Annotated in this window: 13 protein-coding genes; 7 read left to right on the top strand and 6 right to left on the bottom strand. The window is 52.5% G+C overall.

Annotation, left to right across the window (positions count from 1 at the left end):
• Positions 1-20: 20 nt before the first annotated feature.
• From QZ310_RS03820 to QZ310_RS03840, 5 genes are all read left to right on the top strand, one after another.
• Positions 21-1,781 (top strand): RagB/SusD family nutrient uptake outer membrane protein, encoded by a 1,761-nt coding sequence (locus tag QZ310_RS03820; RefSeq protein WP_297070540.1) that lies wholly within the window; start codon positions 21-23, stop codon positions 1,779-1,781.
• Between the two features lie 358 nt (positions 1,782-2,139).
• Positions 2,140-3,621 carry an AMP-binding protein gene (locus tag QZ310_RS03825; protein ID WP_297070542.1) on the top strand — a complete coding sequence of 494 codons (1,482 nt, stop codon included), beginning with the start codon at positions 2,140-2,142 and terminating at the stop codon, positions 3,619-3,621.
• Between the two features lie 639 nt (positions 3,622-4,260).
• Entirely contained in the window at positions 4,261-4,623 is a 363-nt protein-coding gene (locus tag QZ310_RS03830; RefSeq protein WP_297070545.1) for a CidA/LrgA family protein, read from the top strand.
• 249 nt (positions 4,624-4,872) lie between these two features.
• Positions 4,873-5,565 (top strand): LrgB family protein, encoded by a 693-nt coding sequence (locus QZ310_RS03835; protein WP_297070547.1) that lies wholly within the window; start codon positions 4,873-4,875, stop codon positions 5,563-5,565.
• A 119-nt stretch (positions 5,566-5,684) separates the two neighbouring features.
• The gene (locus QZ310_RS03840) at positions 5,685-6,131 is read left to right on the top strand and encodes a DUF5106 domain-containing protein (protein WP_297070549.1); all 447 of its coding nucleotides are present in this window, start codon (positions 5,685-5,687) and stop codon (positions 6,129-6,131) included.
• 259 nt (positions 6,132-6,390) lie between these two features.
• Here QZ310_RS03840 and QZ310_RS03845 read toward each other — a convergent pair whose 3' ends face one another.
• The 4 genes from QZ310_RS03845 to QZ310_RS03860 form a co-directional block, all read right to left on the bottom strand.
• Entirely contained in the window at positions 6,391-6,936 is a 546-nt protein-coding gene (locus QZ310_RS03845) for an HD domain-containing protein (protein ID WP_297070551.1), read from the bottom strand.
• A 28-nt stretch (positions 6,937-6,964) separates the two neighbouring features.
• Positions 6,965-7,987, bottom strand: a complete 1,023-nt coding sequence (locus QZ310_RS03850) for a branched-chain amino acid aminotransferase (RefSeq protein WP_297070553.1) — start codon at positions 7,985-7,987, stop codon at positions 6,965-6,967.
• A 106-nt stretch (positions 7,988-8,093) separates the two neighbouring features.
• Entirely contained in the window at positions 8,094-8,918 is an 825-nt protein-coding gene (locus tag QZ310_RS03855) for a 4Fe-4S binding protein (RefSeq protein WP_297070555.1), read from the bottom strand.
• A 202-nt stretch (positions 8,919-9,120) separates the two neighbouring features.
• Positions 9,121-11,331 (bottom strand): alpha-galactosidase, encoded by a 2,211-nt coding sequence (locus QZ310_RS03860; RefSeq protein ID WP_297070557.1) that lies wholly within the window; start codon positions 11,329-11,331, stop codon positions 9,121-9,123.
• 291 nt (positions 11,332-11,622) lie between these two features.
• On the opposite strand from QZ310_RS03860, the gene QZ310_RS03865 reads away from it, so the two are divergent.
• Positions 11,623-13,680 (top strand): cytochrome c biogenesis protein CcdA, encoded by a 2,058-nt coding sequence (locus QZ310_RS03865; protein ID WP_297070559.1) that lies wholly within the window; start codon positions 11,623-11,625, stop codon positions 13,678-13,680.
• A gap of 9 nt (positions 13,681-13,689) precedes the next feature.
• Entirely contained in the window at positions 13,690-14,232 is a 543-nt protein-coding gene (locus tag QZ310_RS03870; protein WP_297070561.1) for a DUF6155 family protein, read from the top strand.
• 361 nt (positions 14,233-14,593) lie between these two features.
• On the opposite strand, the gene QZ310_RS03875 is transcribed toward QZ310_RS03870, so the two are convergent.
• Positions 14,594-15,025: a DUF695 domain-containing protein gene (locus QZ310_RS03875; protein ID WP_297070563.1), complete on the bottom strand. Its 432-nt coding sequence runs from the start codon at positions 15,023-15,025 to the stop codon at positions 14,594-14,596.
• A gap of 90 nt (positions 15,026-15,115) precedes the next feature.
• Positions 15,116-16,852 carry a LysM peptidoglycan-binding domain-containing protein gene (locus tag QZ310_RS03880; RefSeq protein ID WP_297070566.1) on the bottom strand — a complete coding sequence of 579 codons (1,737 nt, stop codon included), beginning with the start codon at positions 16,850-16,852 and terminating at the stop codon, positions 15,116-15,118.
• Positions 16,853-16,881 lie beyond the last annotated feature (29 nt).

A 16,881-nucleotide genomic window follows, 5' to 3' on the forward strand; every position in this document is an offset into this window, starting at 1 on the left:
TCGTCAGAATTTCACACATTATGAAAAGCAAACTCAGCAATCTTCTGCATAAGACACCTCTTGCACTCCTCGCCGCTTCCGCCATTGTCATGACCGGTTGCGAGAGCCTTGACTACACTCCGGCCGACCAGATGTCGGGCCAGACTTTCTGGCGCACTGAAGAACATGCCCGTCAGGCTGCCATAGGCATGTATGCCGCCATGAAAGCCCCTTGGTGTTTCGGCATGGAATTCACCTTCGACATGTGTAGCGACATCGCCGACGGCTCATCGCCCTGGGCCGACATCTCCCGAGGCTCATCATTCTCCTCCGCAAGCTCGGGTGTCCAGAACCACTGGCAGTATCTCTACGAACTCGTCCACCGCAGCAACACCGTCATCCGCAACGTGGCCGGTATGCCTATCAGCGCCGAAACCATTGACCGTGTGACCGGTGAGGCAAAATTCCTCCGCGCAATGGCCTACTTCCGTATGCTCAACTGCTGGGGAGGTGTCCCCTACTACGATGAGAGCTGCGACATCAACGAGGAATTCGCCTCGCTCAACTCTCCGCGTTGCTCCGAAGAGGAACTCCGCAAGCATATCATTAACGACCTTACTGAAGCCATCGGGAAACTGCCGGTAAACTGGGAGGCAACTGACCTCGGCCGCGCGACCAAGGGTGCGGCATACGCGCTGCGTGGAAAGGTCTATCTCTTCAACCGCGAATGGACAAAGGCCATCGCGGATTTCGAGGAAATCGTCTATGACCGCAGCAACACCTACGGCTATGCCCTGCACGAGGACTACAATGAACTGTTCCGCCTCTACAACGGCAAGCACAGTGCGGAGATGATTTTCTCCATCCAGTCGCTCGACGGCAACACTGCAGGCTATGCGCTTGACATCGTGTCGTATTTCGGCAACAAGTCGACAATGCGCCTCATCGCGGGCAACGCCATTGTCCCCTCGACCACCTTTGTGGATATGTATGAGAACCTCGACGGCTCCCCTTTCAACTGGGACGACCGTTTCGTGGGCTTCAACGAGGGTGACTCGCAACTGCGACGCAAATATATGTGCGTGGCCATCGACCAGGCAAGCACGAAGGTGACAAGCACGCTTGAAGCCGACACGACTGCGGTGATGGATGCCTACCGTCAGCGCGACCCGCGCCTGTATCTCAACGTCATCACCCCCTATTCCCACTACCTTGGCACTGATGCAGGGTCAAACCCGATGGACAAGCAGTTTGTCCTCGCCGACCCGACACAGGGTGGCGCACCGATGGAGGCAATGGCCTTCATACGCAATTCCGAAGGCTGGAATTCATATTTCTGGCGCAAATGGATTCCCACCGGCAATCTTGACGGTTACTGGGGTGAATACAACCGCACTCCCTACGAATTTCCTCTCATACGTCTGGCCGACGTGATTCTCATGCTTGCGGAAGCCTACAACGAGAATGGTGAGACCGACAAAGCCATTGAAGAGGTCAACAAAATCCGTGCCCGCGTCGGGATGCCCGGACTCGGTTCAGGTGCGGCTTGGCTTGCTGTCGGCAGCAAGGATGAGATGGCCGAACGCATCCGCCACGAACGCGCCTGTGAGCTTGCTGGCGAGGGACAACGCTACTGGGATCTGCGCCGGTGGGGATTGCTCGAAGAATCTGTGAAGGATGCACGCGATATATTCGGCGATCTGATGTATACACGAAGCTATCAGCCACGCCACGAAGTGTGGCCTATTCCGCTCGTCGAACTTGATCGAAACAGAAATCTCACACAAAATCAGGGCTGGTAAAAAACAAGTGTCTGCTCCACCTCATCAGACTGCTTACACAATAAATATCAGCAGGAGCACCCACTTGAAGGTCGCTTGAAACGACCTTACGGTGAATCTTTTGAAGATGGCTATTTTTCAGCAAGTGATTCTTAGAATTTATTTTCAGACACACACTTAAGCCATCAAAATCTGCCGTTGCTTTATTTTTGTAGACACTTCCCCCTCTACGGACTGCCGTGGAGGGGGAAGCTGTTAATTCACAGGGTTTTTAACAATTTTCCGAAAACCCGGAGGGGGGAAATTCCGTTATTCTAATACAAACCGAAGATGTTACAATTCGGTTACAATCAAGAAGAACTCAAAAGGATGTAATATTATGGAACCGACGATTTACTCACGCTTCAAAGAGCTCGTCAACAATGACCCGGATCATCCTGCCGTCATCGACGAGCGTACCTGTGTCACCTACGCAGGTCTCGACCGCTTAGTCGACACTCTCATCTCCCGTTTTCCGTCATTCATTCCGGCCCGCGTCGGAATTGTGATGGACCACAGCGTCGAGATGGTAGCCGCCATGATGGCCGTCATCAAGGCCGGTGCAGCTTTTGTGGCTGTCGAGCCTGATTTCCCCCCGGGGCGCCTGGTTACCTTCCTTGTTGAAAACGGAGTGGACTTTGTCATCACCCAGGAGCGCCATGCAGGGCTGCTGAATGATTTCAAACGTCTCATCATAGGCAACGAGATCTACATCGATCCCGCTCTCCATCCCCTGCCCGACCGCTCGCGCGCCGACCGTCCGGCCTATATCATCTACTCGTCGACACCCGACGGCTATCCGCTCGGTGTGGCCGTGGGCAACAGTCAGGTGTTGCATTTCGCAGAGTCGTTCAAGAAGACCTACAATATCAGCGGCGACGACATTCTGCTGCAATTCTCGGCATGTATCATGAACATCTTCATCCAGGAGATTTTCGGCGCGCTCCTTTCGGGGGCTGCGGTTGCCATCCCGTCGGCTGCCACGCGCAACGATCCCGAAAAACTTGTGAAGTTCATCGATGACCAGTATGTCACCGTTATCAGCGGCTTCCCCTATCTCATGATGGAGCTCAACGCAGTGAAGGCTCTCCCGGTGACTGTCCGCCTGCTCATCAGCAGCGGCGATGTGCTCCATGCCGCATCCATCGGCCACTTGCTCGAACAGGTGCCGGTCTATACGACCTACGGGCCTGCGGAGGCGACTGTCAGCGTGACCACTTATTGCTGCAATACGGGCCTCGTGCTTCCCGACGGCACTTTCCCGATCGGAAAACCTATGAACGGAACCGACGTGATGATTCTCGACGAGAATCTTCGCGAAGTGGCTCCCGGACAGGAGGGTGAGATATGCCTCGTTGGCGACGGTCTGGCCGATTACTATACGGGCGACCACCGCGCTGACTTACAGCCGTTTGCCGTCATTGCCGACGGACGGAGGGTGTTCCGCACAGGCGACATGGGCCGACAGCTTTCCGACGGCAACTATGTCTATATCCGCCGCAAGGACACAGAGGTCAACATTCTTGGCAAGAAGGTGGTGACCGGCGAGGTCGAACGTGCCATACGCAAGAGCGACGAGGTCGACGATTGTACAGTGGTCCACTACACTGACGAACAGGGTTCGGCCTATCTGGTGGCCTATGTCGTCCCGAAGACCAAGTCGTTCCGCCTGTCATGGGTCAAGAACACTATGGCTCAGTATGTTCCCGCATACATGATTCCCGAATTTTTCGTCCTGCTCAAAGCTCTCCCGACCGACGCGGCAGGTGTGGTCAACACCTTCGCCCTCCCCGTCGTCCTCAAGGACAGCAAGGCAGTCTGAGCCTGCAGTGCTTCGCTACGCTCCGCACAAGTATAGAGATTAAAGTATAGAGTATAGATAATACTTTATGCTTTCACTAAGTACTTTATCAACGCTACCATTATCTATACTCTATACTTTAATCTCTATACTTGTGACTCTATACTTTAATCTCTATACTTGTGCAGAGCACTGCGGAGCGCAGCGAAACACGTCGAAGCACCAAAACCCACTCTCCATAGCAACGATAAGTAGGTTTGCTTTCCAAATTCACCATCGGCCGATTAGGCGACGGGCCGGTGGTGGATTTGGAAAGCTTTTTTATAACTATTTTTTCACTTTAATAGTTTTATGCTCTGATAATGATGGATATTTTTCCACTTTAATGTTTTTATGCTCCGAGAGTGATGGATATTTTCCCACTTTGATGTTTTTATGGTCTGATAACAATGGATATTTTTCGTCTTTGATGTTCTTATGTTCTGATAATGATGGATATTTTTCCTCTTTGATGTTTTTATGCTCCGGGTGTGATGGATTATTCCATTTTTCGGGATGTCAAGTCAAGGATTTTCCGTACATTTGCGGCCTTAAAGATTGTTTTAGAATTTACAACTTCTTTCAAAGATTGTTTTAGAATTTTCAATATTCTTCATAATTATGATTCTGCAATGTGCGGTGCTCTTCGCGTTTCTCGCGATGGGCGAATTTGTGGTCTATGCGACCGGTGTGCCCGTTCCGTCGAGCATCATCGGTATGCTTTTGCTTGCCGCTGCGCTCAAACTGCGTGTGGTGAGGCTTATGTGGGTCGACAAGGTTGCCGATTTCCTCGTCAAGAATCTCGGGTTCTTCTTCGTCCCTGCAGGTGTCGGGCTGATGCGTTGCCTGAACCTGATTTCCGAACAGTGGCTGCCGATTGTGGCGGCATCCGTCATCAGCACCTTCCTCATCATCGCCGTCACGGGATGGGTACATCAATTTGTTAGATTTGCACTGCGTGGCAAATATAACAAATTAGTATAGAGATTAAAGTATAGAGTATAGAGTGCTTTGCTCAAGTATAGAGGATAAAGTATAGAGTATAGAGTGCGGAGCACAAGTATAGAGGGTAAAGTATAGAGTATCGATAATACCTTTGCTTATCCAATGCATCAATATTGTGCTTAGAGATTTAGTAGTGCATCCACACTCAATGCCTTCCCTCCATACTATTATCTATACTCTATACTTTAATCTCTATACTAAAAAATTTTTTTCAAAAATTTTTTCACCATGGTTTTTCTGACTAATCCGTTTTTTCTGATTGCGCTGACGTTTGTGGCTTTCCTTGGGGCGAAGCTACTGCAGCGGCGCACGGGGGTGGCGCTGCTCAACCCCATTTTGATTTCAATCATCGTGCTTATCGTCATTCTGTCGAGCTTAGGCGTGGACTATGAGACGTATGCCGAGGGTGGACAGTTCATCGAGTTCTGGCTGAAGCCGGCTGTGGTGGCGCTCGGTGTGCCGCTCTACAGGCAACTGGAGAATATCCGCAAGCAGATGCTTCCGCTGCTGCTCGCCGAACTGGCGGGATGTGTGGTGGGCATCGTGTCGGTGGTGTTGGTGGCCGAGTTGCTCGGGGCGACTAAGGAGGTGATCATCTCGCTTGCGCCCAAGGCGGTCACGACGCCTATCGCCATGGAGATTTCGGCTGCGATGGGTGGGATTCCGTCGCTGACGGCTGCGGTGGTGGTATGCACGGGTATTTTCGGTGGTATGGCAGGGTTCCGCATGGTGCGGATGAGCCATATCAAGAGTCCGATTGCGGGTGGCCTGTCGATCGGGACGGCCTCTCACGCTGTCGGGACGGCTTCGGCGATGGAACGGGGCGAACGCTACGGCGCCTTCTCCTCCCTCGGCCTGACCCTCAACGGCCTGTTTACGGCATTGCTGGCACCGTTAATCCTGGAACTTCTTGGTTATTAACCATGGCTCAGTCATAGTGTATCAAAAACAAATTCCCCTTTAATTCCGTTTGTTTTTTATACATTATAACGAGACAAATATCTATGAAACATTATATTCTACTTCTATCCATAATAGCTATGAGCGGATGCTCACAAACACAATTTCAGTCATCAGAAAGCAATGAACCTATAGATAGTTCGGATATTGAAGTAAGCAATTCTGATTCTGTGGAGGTTCCGGCGCTGGAGATGCCGGTGATTCCGGCGACGATTTCTGAACCGGAGGATATGGCGGGGTTCATCGCCATACATTTCTGGGACAATCTTGATTTCAGTGATATGGAGCGTGTAGGCGACACGGTGTTCATGGAGCAGAATTTCGTGGACTACTTGGGTGTGATGCCTGCCGTGATGGCTTCGGACCGCCTGGTGGCGTTCAAGGCGCTCATGAAGCGCTCCTCGGCAAACAAGGCGGCCAGGGAGCTGATTGTCGCGTTCGGGGAGAAGTATCTGAATCATCCCGATTCACCGATGAAGAACCCGGAGCATTATGCGGATTTCAAGCAAGCAGCCGGAGGGGAATAGGGATTAAGGCTAATAGGGCCAATAGGACTAATAGGGCTGATAGGACTAATAGGGCTGATAGGGCCAATAAGGCTGATAGGGCCAATAGGGCTAATAGGGCTACTAATAGGACTGATAGGGCTAATAGGGCCAATAAGTGAAATTTTCAATCACTTATTGGCCTTACTTTTTCTTTAGAAAGCCTTCTCAGCTATTAGCCCTATTGGGCTTATTAGGCTTATTTGACCTATTGGGCTTATCAGCCCAATTCAGCCCTCCCCTACTCCTCCGAAAATTCTTCGCGGAGGCGGTTGAAGCGTTCGAGGGTCGAGGGTGAGATGCGTGCCATCGAGCGCTCCACTTTTTCCATGGATTTCCGCTCCATCGAGCCGCTTTTCGAATAAAACTTGTCGGCATAGCAGACTAGCCGTTCAAGCAGCGTCACCGGCATGTAGTCACCGTCTACAGGCAGCGGCAACCCTTGCGCAATGATGTCGTCGGCAGTGATACCGGCACCCGTATGGCGCTCAGCCACGCGGGCATCCCGTTCGGGCATTCCCTCCCTGCGCAGCAGTTCCCCGCCGAGGAGTCCGTGGAGGATATAAGGCTCCGTGCCCCGACATTCAATGCCGGGAGCGTCTGTCAGGAAGATTCCTATGTCGTGGAGCATCGCCGCCTCCTCGATTTCGGCAGGATCGAGCGGCAGACGACGACGCGCGGCGATTTCAAGAGCAAGGTCGGCCACCGAACGGCAATGGCGCATATAAATATCCCGCAGGGGTGAGCCTGCGGGATAGTATTTATCAATAATTTCCTGATAGGTCATTGTTGATGTCAATTGGTCAGCGGATAGCTTATTCGACAATCGTACACCATCCGTGCTTGTCCTCCACCTCGCCGAGCTGGATGCCGCGGAGAGTGTGGTAAAGTTCGGTGGTGATGGGGCCGGGCTCTCCGTTTTTCGAAACGACATATTTCTTGCCTGTGTCGAGGTCATGAATCTCACCGACAGGCGAAGCGACTGCGGCAGTGCCTACGGCTGCGGCCTCGTCAATCTCCTCAAGCTCATCGACAGTGATGTGACGGCGCTCAACCTTCACACCCATATCCTCGGCAAGCTGCATGAGGCTTTTGTTGGTTATCGAGGGGAGGATGGAGCTTGACGCAGGAGTGATGTAGACACCATCCTTGACAGCCATGAAGTTGGCCGGGCCACACTCGTCGAGATATTTCTTCTCTTTCGGGTCGAGGTAGAGGACGGCCGAATAGCCGAGCTCATGGGCATGTTCACCGGCGGTGAGCGATGCAGCATAGTTGCCACCGACCTTCCAGAGACCTGTGCCGTTGGGTGCAACGCGGTCATATTGACGCATGATGCAGATGTTTGTCGGCTTGAAGCCTGTCTTGAAATACGGACCGACAGGTGTGACAAGAATCATGAACACATATTCAGTCGCCGGCTTCACGCCAACCTGAGCAGAAATGCCGAGTTCGAGAGGACGGATATAGAGCGACGCACCCGAACCGTAAGGGGGCACGAAACGCTCGTTGAGCTTGACCACCTTCAGCACCATCTCGCGAAATTTCTCCTCGGGCAGCGGCTCCATGAGGATACCCTTGGCCGACTCCTGAATGCGGCGCGCATTCTCCTCGAGACGGAACACACGGATCTTGCCGTCTTTGCCACGGAATGCCTTAAGGCCCTCGAAAATTTCCTGGCCGTAGTGCAGACAGGTGGCGGCGATGTGGAGATTGATCTCCTCGCTTTGCGACACTTCTATCTCGCCCCACTTCCCGTCGCGGAAGTAGCAGCGTACGTTGTAATCTGTTGGGATATAACCGAATGACAGGTTGCCCCAGTCCAAATCGTTGTTCATTGTATGGTGTGCTATTTGTTATTTACCGCAAAATTACTACAAAAAGTGAAATTTCCTAAGTAAAAACCTTGGAAAAATTTTAATTCGTCATTTTTCACACGCCGGTTCACACAATCCACACCGGAGCCTTCCTGGCATTGAAATTCGCGCTCAGCACCTTGGCAAACGGAGTGTAGAGAGTGCGCGCTCCCTGCGGACATTCCTTAACACAGGCGCAGCATTTGATACACTTGGCGGCATCGAGCCCTATGCCATCGGCAGCGATCGCTCCGGTCGGACAGACATCCACACAACTGCCGCAGCCGTTGCAAAGCTCCTCATCGACCACCGGAAGATACACACGTGGCGACTCCGCCTGCTGACGCTGATAGTCCATGACGAACGCCTTGAAATTTGCCAGCGATTCAGCCGGAGCAGGAATATCCTTCAGACCGGCCGCATCAATCTTCGCCAATGTGCCTGCGGCAATCTTCTCCCCTATTGCGCGCCCAAACCTCCGGGCTTCCTCCATATCGGCCGCGTCCGGACGTCCTGCTGCAATAGGAGTCTCATCCGTTGAGTAGGAATGCTCACCGACAAAGGCCCCGGCTCCGACAACCGTGAAACCGCGCTCTTCGACAAACGAAGCGAAATCGGTCACCGCATTCTCGAAAGCCCTGTTGCCATAGACTGCAACGACGATGCAGCGCGTTCCCGCTCCCTTCATGCCGCCAAGGCGCTGCTTGGCAATCGGCGCGAGCTTTCCACCGTAGACCGGCCCGGAAAGCAGGACCACATCATCAGCGTCATACGTCCTCTCCACGGATTCCTTCAACGTGAGGTCGAGAAGCGCCACATCCCGGCCCGTCTCCTCTCCTACCCCATTCATGATTCCCTCGATCACACGGGCAGAAGTGCCGGTCGGGGAAAATGTCAATGCCTGTATTTTCATAATCTATTCTGTTGATGCTGTTGGTTGGATGGTGCTTGATACCAACCCTCTGTTATTCTCCTCCAAAAATACAAACAATTCTCCCATCCTCCAAACGCCGGAAGGCATAAAAAGCGGGACAGCCCCTGCATCAGCGATGAAACTCACCGGGTGCAGGGGCTGTACGTGAAAGTAATGTCTGTGAAAATAAAGTCCTACCTCATCATTCCGCCGTCAGGCGCAGGATTCGCGAAGCATAGTCCGTGTTCTTGTGGTAATCCACCTTATGGGTAAGGGGAATTTCAAGGCCGTTTGACATCAGATATTTTCCCGTGAAGCTCTTCCCTTCGAACGAAAGAGGCTCGTTGTCGATGCGGTTCAGCTCAGTCACCTTGTAAGTCTTCTCAGGGTCAAGACCGGCCATCACCACTCGCGGAAGCTGCTGGTTCATGAATGTCTCGGTCTTCCACCAGTAGAACACCGCATCATCCTTTTCGGGAGTGACATACATCAGCGAGGCGATGCCCTTGCCGTCGTATGGAGAAACGAGACGGTAGATGTCGCCGAACTGGACAATCGGACGGATGGACTTATAGTCGGAAATTGCCTGCTTGACAATCCCCTTCTCCTCATCGGTCATGTTCTTCGGCTGAAGCTCCAGTCCGAGACGGCCACTCATGGCCACATCCGCACGGAACTTCACCGGAATACGGCGGAAAGTCTGATGGTTGGGCGATGCGGAAATATGGGAACCCATCGCTATCGCAGGGAAGAAATAGCTCGTTCCCCACTGCATGTAGATGCGCTGGAGGGCGTCATTGTTGTCGCTTGTCCAGAACTCGTCGAACCAGGGGAGCACACCCCAGTTGGCACGTCCACCTCCACTTGCACAGGCCTGGATGGTGACATCGGGATGAGCCTCGCGGATGCGGTTCAGGACAGTCTCGAAACCCTTGTGATAGTCTATGTAGAGATGGCTTTGGTTATCGGCAGTGAGATATTGCGAACCGTGGTCCATTATCGGCGCGTTGGCATCCCATTTGATATAGTCGATGTCGGGATACTTGCGCATGAGGGTGTCGACGACCGTGAACACTATGTCCTGCACCTTCGGGTTGGCGAGGTCGAGCACGAGCTGCGTGCCTCCGCGTCCCTCCGTCGCCGGGCGGTTGGCAGCCTTGATGATATATTCGGGATGCTTTTCATAAAGCTCGCTCACGCTGTTGGTCATCTCCGGCTCAATCCAGATACCGAACTTTATGCCATTGGCCTTGGCCGTGTCGAGAAGTCCTTGAATCCCGTTGGGGAGCTTGTCGGTGTCGACCACCCAATCGCCGAGCGATGAGCTGTCGTTATCGCGGGGATACTTGTCGCCAAACCATCCGTCGTCCATCACGAATAGCTCTCCACCCATGTCGGCGATGTCCTTCATCATCCCGGCCATTCCCGGTTCGTCAATGTCGAAATAGACACCCTCCCAGGAATTGAGCAGCACCTTGCGCTCCTTGTTGCCGGCATGGAGACGGTGGTTGCGCCCCCAGCGGTGGAAATTGCGGCTCACACCCGAAAGTCCCTCGTCGGAATAAGTCAGCGCGAGAGGCGGTGTCACGAAACTCTCCCCCTTCTTCAGATTGTAGGTAGAGTTCTCCTCATTAATACCGGCGAAGAAATGATGGTAGTCTGTATCGTCAGTGTCGATGAACAGTTTGTAGTTGCCTGAGTATTCAAGAGCGGCTCCGATAGTGCGTCCGGTGTTCTCCTGAGGCTTTCCGTCAAGCGATAGCATTATTTCGGCATGGGCGGTGTGAGAATTTCGGACACCATCCTTATTCTTTATCATCCTCACGCCGTGGTTGAGCGGAGTCTGCGAGAGCCGACCCTCATTGGCCCATGTGCCGTAGAGCTGCGAGAGCCACACATCGCCGTAACGCACCGGCAGGTAACCCGACATGAAACGGTTGAGCTTCACGGTGCCTTTTTCATTGTTCTTCACATCGACCCATGTCTCTATCACATCCTCGCCGGGATATGTGCGGTAATTGACATTGAGATCGAAGGGATAGACCTTGTCGCGCATGGCAACAGTAGTTACTGTCGCCCCGTCGGGTGCAGTAGCGCTTGTGACTCCTGTCACCTCTACAGCTGTGGTCATGTTGCCGTCGGCATGGGTGACGCTCATCGCGGCCTCGGCCTGCGGGAAGATTCCATAGACCGGATAGGCGCTGCGGTTTATCGCCCCGGCTTCTTTGAGCAAGGCCATATCGGCTTCGCTCAGACGGTCGCCATAGTGAAGGATTTTAAGGTCTCCGCCCTTCTCTGCATCGAGGATGAGGGAGGTGTTAGGGGTCGAGACATTTACAATTTCTGCCCTTGCAGGCAACCACGGCGCAACGCTTGCGAATGCTGTGGCAATGAGAAGGAGACTATGTTTCATGTGATGGAGATGGGTTAAAGTTTTTCAATTGTTTTCATGTACGGGAATCTCTGTCTACCGCTTCGCAAAGTTATGGATTAGTTGCCATTCTGTCAATTCCGAACGGTCAAGCTGTCAATAAAATGGTAAAATAGTACTTTAAATGTTACAGAATTGTGAGGATTTTACGTTTCAGTAAGGCATTTACTGATTATATTTGGGAAATATTAGTAATTTTGCACTGTAAAAGTTAACCATTATCCAACCATTTCACACATTTAATTTCGATTAACTTGCAAAATTAACCACCCCATGAGAAAGCTTGCTTTAACCTTCTCGCTTCTGGTCGCGCTGATGTGCAACATGGCGTTTGCCCAGATCATGACCCCGGTCAAATGGTCGGCTTCTGTCGATATGACAGGCGACGACGAGGGTCAGGTAGTCCTTACCGCTACCATCAGCAACGGCTGGCACATGTATTCGCTCGACTGTGACCCCGATGCCGGACCCCAGATTCTTGAAATCAGCTATCCCAAACTTGACGGTGTCACTCTTGAAGGGAAACCGACACCCAACAAGCCCTCCCACAAGCAGTATGACGACATGTTCGGCGCCGAGCTCTCATGGTGGACACAAGGTGTGACAATCACACAGAAATTCAAAGCCACACAGCCTGAATTCAACATCGACGTGATGATCGTCTGCTCCGCTTGCAACGATGAAAACTGCATTCCCCCCTCCCGCTCGACTTTCAATCTTTCGGGCAAAGCTACCATAAAGGCCCCTGCCAAGAAAGAGGAACCCAAAGCAGCTCAGGAACTTCCCGAAAGCAAGGAAGCTCAGGCTGAAGAGGCGGTTGCTCCTGTTGATGCAAGCAACAGCGCCGACACCATCGCAGTCGCCGTAGCCGACTCTCTTGCGTCATCCGCTCCTGCAGGAAAATCCGCCGACCTCTGGGCGCCCGTATCGTTCGCCGACTCTGAAAGCGCCGAAGATTTCTCGACCACTTCGCTCTGGTACATCTTCTTCACCTGCTTCCTCGGTGGTCTCGTGGCCCTCTTCACTCCCTGCGTATGGCCTATGATTCCGATGACCGTCAGCTTCTTCCTCAAGAAAGGCAAGGACCGCAGCAAGAGCATCATCGATGCCTGCACCTACGGTCTCTCGATCATCGTCATCTACGTTGCCCTCGGCCTCCTTATCACAGGTATCTTTGGCGCAAGTTCGCTCAACGCCCTGTCGACCTCCGCTGTCTGCAACATCATCTTCTTCCTCCTGCTCGTGGTTTTCGCCATCAGCTTCTTCGGTGCCTTTGAAATCAAGCTCCCCGCATCGTGGTCCAACAAGATGGATGCAACAGCCGAGAAGACCACCGGTCTCCTCTCCATCTTCTTCATGGCCTTCACGCTGACCCTTGTGTCCTTCTCCTGCACAGGACCCATCATCGGCACCCTTCTCGTTGAAGCTGCCTCGCAGGGCGACCTCTGGGGTCCTGCAATCGGTATGCTCGGCTTCTCGACTGCCCTTGCACTCCCCTTCATGCTCTTCGCCATGTTCCCCACAATGCTCCAGGCTGCTCCCAGCTCGGGCGGTTGGATGAACACTCTCAAAGTCGTCCTCGGTTTCGTGGAACTCGCTCTCTCGCTGAAGTTCCTCTCCGTTGCCGACCTTGCCTACGGCTGGCACATCCTCGACCGTGAGGCCTTCCTCGCTCTCTGGATCATCATGTTCCTCCTTCTCGGTCTCTACCTCCTCGGCCAGTTCAACTTCGCCCACTACGGTAAGGCCGACAGCTCTATCGGTGTCTTCCGCTTCTTCCTCGCGCTCTGCTCCCTCTCGTTCACAGTCTATCTCATCCCCGGTCTCTGGGGCGCACCCCTCAAAGGTGTCAGCGCCTTCGTTCCTCCGCTGTTCACTCAGGATTTCAACCTCTACGGTGAAGGTTTCAAGGAATACGATGACTTTGAGGAAGGTATGAAAGCCGCCAAGGAAGCAGGCAAACCTGTCCTCATCGACTTCTCGGGCTTCGGCTGTGTCAACTGCCGAAAGATGGAAGGCGCTGTCCTCGACGAACCCAACGTCAAGACCATGATTGAAGACAACTTCACCGTTATCAAACTCATGGTGGACGAGAAGAAGAAACTTCCGCAGCCCATCACAGTCAAGGAATACGGCAAGGACATGACGCTCTATACCTACGGTGACCGCTGGAGCTACCTGCAGCGCTACAAGTTCAACGCCAATGCCCAGCCCTACTATGTGATTCTCAACGACGAAGGCGAACTCCTCTCCGGTCCTTACACCTACGATGAGAACGTGGCACGTTTCTCCGCCTTCCTCGAAAAAGGCATCAAAAGCTACAAAAAATAAGCATCTGATATGTCAAAAACCACTCTCCGAAAAGCCATAAAAGATTTTGAAGCTCCCGAACTCCGGGAGCTTCTTCTTGATGTATATACCAAAAGCAAGGAGGCCAAAGAGCTTCTCGACTTCTTTGCGGAACCCGACATCGACAAGAAACTCGAAACCTACAGAACCGCGCTCACGAAAGAAGCCCGACGCTACACCCGCCGTGCCTACTCTCCGCGCATCGTGAAACTCCGCTCTGCCATCAAACGCTTTCAAGTGTTCGAACCTGGCAGTGAGGCGGTCGCGGAACTGATGGTACACACCACTGTCACACTCCTTTCCATCGGGCGCGACAACTGGCTCAGGGAACGCCTCTACGTCCAGATTCAGAAGTTCATCGGCGAAACACTCGATTATCTCCTCCTCAACAATCTCCTCGACGACTTCATGCCGCGCATCAACAAAGCCCGCGAAAGCCTCAGCCGCATCGGAGCCTTCGCCAATCCCCTCTCGCGCATCATGGACGCAGAACTCTCCCGCATCCAAAAACTCCGCGACGAGACCTCATCATAACCCCTCCCCCCGACATCAACCGCACACCTAACCCCGACATCCCTCTTACAAAAAAGGACAAAAAATCAAAAGGAACACAAACTTTTCCATTTAAATGAAAAAACTTATGTTCCTTTTGATTTTTTGTCCTTTTGTACCTTTCCCGCAATTGTACTTTTTCCGGTTCAATCCGAAAATCCGGTTCATGTAAGATGAAAAGAGATACAAACGAACAAAAGAGACAAAGGCAACAGATGTATAATTTGCTGAAATTAATCTTTTTGTATCTTCTGACCTTCTGTCTTTCTGTACCCTTTTCAGATGTTGACGGATTTAATGCACCGTAATTACGGCTTGTACCTTTTTCCTGCAAATCAAACTCTTAATCGAGCTTGATTTCAGCCTCCGACATCTCATCATACTCCTCCCAATCGGGGTCATTTTCGGTATAGATGGTCAGAGGGAGCAAGGGGAAAGAAGCCAACGCCTCGTTGAGCTTGCGGCCGAAGATATGAGTGCTGAGAGTATAGAAAATCCAGTCGCGCTGATTATCGCCGGTAAAGATTCCCGTCAGCACAGCCACAGGGTCTTTCTTGAATTCATTCTGCAAGGCATCCTGCACTTCCTCCATGAGAGTGGAGGTCTCCTTGTCGGGCATACCGCTTGCATCCCCCTCATACTTCCATGTCACCTCGACACGGATATTGAAGCGGGGATTAGACCGGAATTTCTCGACATCCTTGCGTCCGGTGACGAGGATCAGTTTTCCCGACTCGCTTTCGGTGGGAGCCGTCCACCATGTTCCGTTATCCATAAGCTTATGAGATTTATATTGTGTTACGTCCGGGCCTGTCTGCCAACCGATGTGCCTGACTGCGACATTCCCGATATAACTACAACAATCTTAGCGTCTTCTTTTCTTTCTTGTGGTAGTTTTCTTGGCTGCAGCTTTCTTTGCAGGAATCTTGAGATTCTGCCCCATGCGGATGTTTGTGCTCTTGCCCAAACCGTTGGCCGACTGGATTGCAGCTACGGTCGTTCCGTATTTTGCGGCAATCTTTCCGAGGGTCTCGCCCTTCTTCACCTTGTGGGTCGTTGTCTTGGGGGCTGCAGCCTTGGTTGCAGCCTTAGCGGGAGCTTTGGCCTTGGTTGCAGATGACGACGCACGGCTTGTGGCAGCGGCGGCTGTCTGAGGATCATTCTTGACAGCCTCGCGGAGTTCCTGCGGGCTCACCTGTGCAACTTCCGAAGCGGCTACAACCTTCACATTGTCGGGACTTACGCGCTCAAACACTTCGATTTTCAGCTCATCACCCTCTTTCACCTTACCACGACGAAGCTTGTTCCAACGCTTGATGTCGGTAGCCGAGACTCCATACTGACGCGCGATGTCACGAAGGCTTTCGCCACGCGTCACGACATGGGTCTTGACAGTCATGCGCTCAACCTGCTGCGTCTGCGCAATCTCATTGTTCGTATCGGCGTTCACCGTCTGGAGGCTTGCGCTTGCGAGATTGGCCATACCGTTGTCACCGACCGGAAGTGCTGGTTCGGTAGAGGTCAGACCGGGTTCCACATGGCTGCGACGAGTGTAGAGTTCGGAATCGTATGCAAGAATGTTTTTCTCACTCATGACGTAGCTCAGACACTGCTGAGTCGGGAGAGTGAGAGTATAGGGTCGGTAATCGCCGGGAATCACATCCTTCAGATACTGCGGGTTGAGCATCCTTATCTCATCAACCGGAATATTGAGGACAGCGGCAATCTGGTTAAAGTGGACATATTTGTTTACCACGACTGTGTCGGTGGTCAGATGGCGCTTGATGATTGTGGGGCTGATACCATGATTGCCGTAATAGTTCATCACATAGTTGGCGGCGATGAATACGGGGACATATCCGCGGGTCTCGGCGGGAAGGAACTCATAGATTTCCCAGAAATCCTTCTTACCCTCACCGGCACGGCGGAGCGCCTTGTTGACATTGCCGGGACCGCAGTTATAGGCGGCGATGGCAAGCGACCAGTCATTGTATATCTCATGAAGCTGCTTGAGATAGCGGGCTGCATTGCGCGATGAAAGGCGGGGGTCACGGCGCTCGTCGACAAGCGAATTGACCTCCATTCCCAGACCCTTGGCCGTAGCGGGCATGAACTGCCAGAGACCGGCGGCTCCCGCACGCGAGATGGCATTGGGATTGATGGCCGATTCAATCACCGGAAGATACTGCAGTTCGGTGGGCATTCCCTCCTTGATAAGCTCCTCGACAAATATGGGGCCGTAATAGCTGTGAAGGGCGAGCATATCGGCAACGAGCGTACGCTTCTTGTTGAGATACATGTTGATGAAGTTCCCGACAAGCGAGTTATACGGAAGTTCAATCTCGGTGGGAAGGACCTTCAGCCTCTGTTCGTAGTCAGCCGGAGTGGCGTTCTTGTTGTCGCCGAGGTCGGAGCCGGGAACGACATAGTTCTTTATATAGAAATTTTCTTCAAGCAGACGGGTCTGTGTCTCGAAACTTTCAGGGGCTATTATATTGTCGTCTGTTATGGATTGCTTTATGTCAAGTATCGACCTCGCACTGATGGTGCCGAATGCCGAGATACCGAGAGCAAGCAATGTGGCAAGGATTGATTTCTTCATTTTATGGTATATCTAAGACTGTGTGGAGA

This window comes from uncultured Duncaniella sp. (genome assembly GCF_910577345.1).
In the GTDB taxonomy this organism is placed as follows: Bacteria; Bacteroidota; Bacteroidia; order Bacteroidales; family Muribaculaceae; genus Duncaniella.

What these genes read in the sequence shown, in the direction of transcription:
- QZ310_RS03830 (WP_297070545.1), top strand. Translation starts at nt 4,261, where the DNA reads ATGATTCTGCAATGTGCGGTGCTCTTCGCGTTTCTCGCGATGGGCGAA.
- QZ310_RS03835 (WP_297070547.1), top strand. Translation starts at nt 4,873, where the DNA reads ATGGTTTTTCTGACTAATCCGTTTTTTCTGATTGCGCTGACGTTTGTG.
- QZ310_RS03820 (WP_297070540.1), top strand. Translation starts at nt 21, where the DNA reads ATGAAAAGCAAACTCAGCAATCTTCTGCATAAGACACCTCTTGCACTC.
- QZ310_RS03850 (WP_297070553.1), bottom strand. Translation starts at nt 7,987, where the DNA reads ATGAACAACGATTTGGACTGGGGCAACCTGTCATTCGGTTATATCCCA.
- QZ310_RS03880 (WP_297070566.1), bottom strand. Translation starts at nt 16,852, where the DNA reads ATGAAGAAATCAATCCTTGCCACATTGCTTGCTCTCGGTATCTCGGCA.
- QZ310_RS03855 (WP_297070555.1), bottom strand. Translation starts at nt 8,918, where the DNA reads ATGAAAATACAGGCATTGACATTTTCCCCGACCGGCACTTCTGCCCGT.
- QZ310_RS03875 (WP_297070563.1), bottom strand. Translation starts at nt 15,025, where the DNA reads ATGGATAACGGAACATGGTGGACGGCTCCCACCGAAAGCGAGTCGGGA.
- QZ310_RS03865 (WP_297070559.1), top strand. Translation starts at nt 11,623, where the DNA reads ATGAGAAAGCTTGCTTTAACCTTCTCGCTTCTGGTCGCGCTGATGTGC.
- QZ310_RS03870 (WP_297070561.1), top strand. Translation starts at nt 13,690, where the DNA reads ATGTCAAAAACCACTCTCCGAAAAGCCATAAAAGATTTTGAAGCTCCC.
- QZ310_RS03840 (WP_297070549.1), top strand. Translation starts at nt 5,685, where the DNA reads ATGAGCGGATGCTCACAAACACAATTTCAGTCATCAGAAAGCAATGAA.
- QZ310_RS03825 (WP_297070542.1), top strand. Translation starts at nt 2,140, where the DNA reads ATGGAACCGACGATTTACTCACGCTTCAAAGAGCTCGTCAACAATGAC.
- QZ310_RS03860 (WP_297070557.1), bottom strand. Translation starts at nt 11,331, where the DNA reads ATGAAACATAGTCTCCTTCTCATTGCCACAGCATTCGCAAGCGTTGCG.
- QZ310_RS03845 (WP_297070551.1), bottom strand. Translation starts at nt 6,936, where the DNA reads ATGACCTATCAGGAAATTATTGATAAATACTATCCCGCAGGCTCACCC.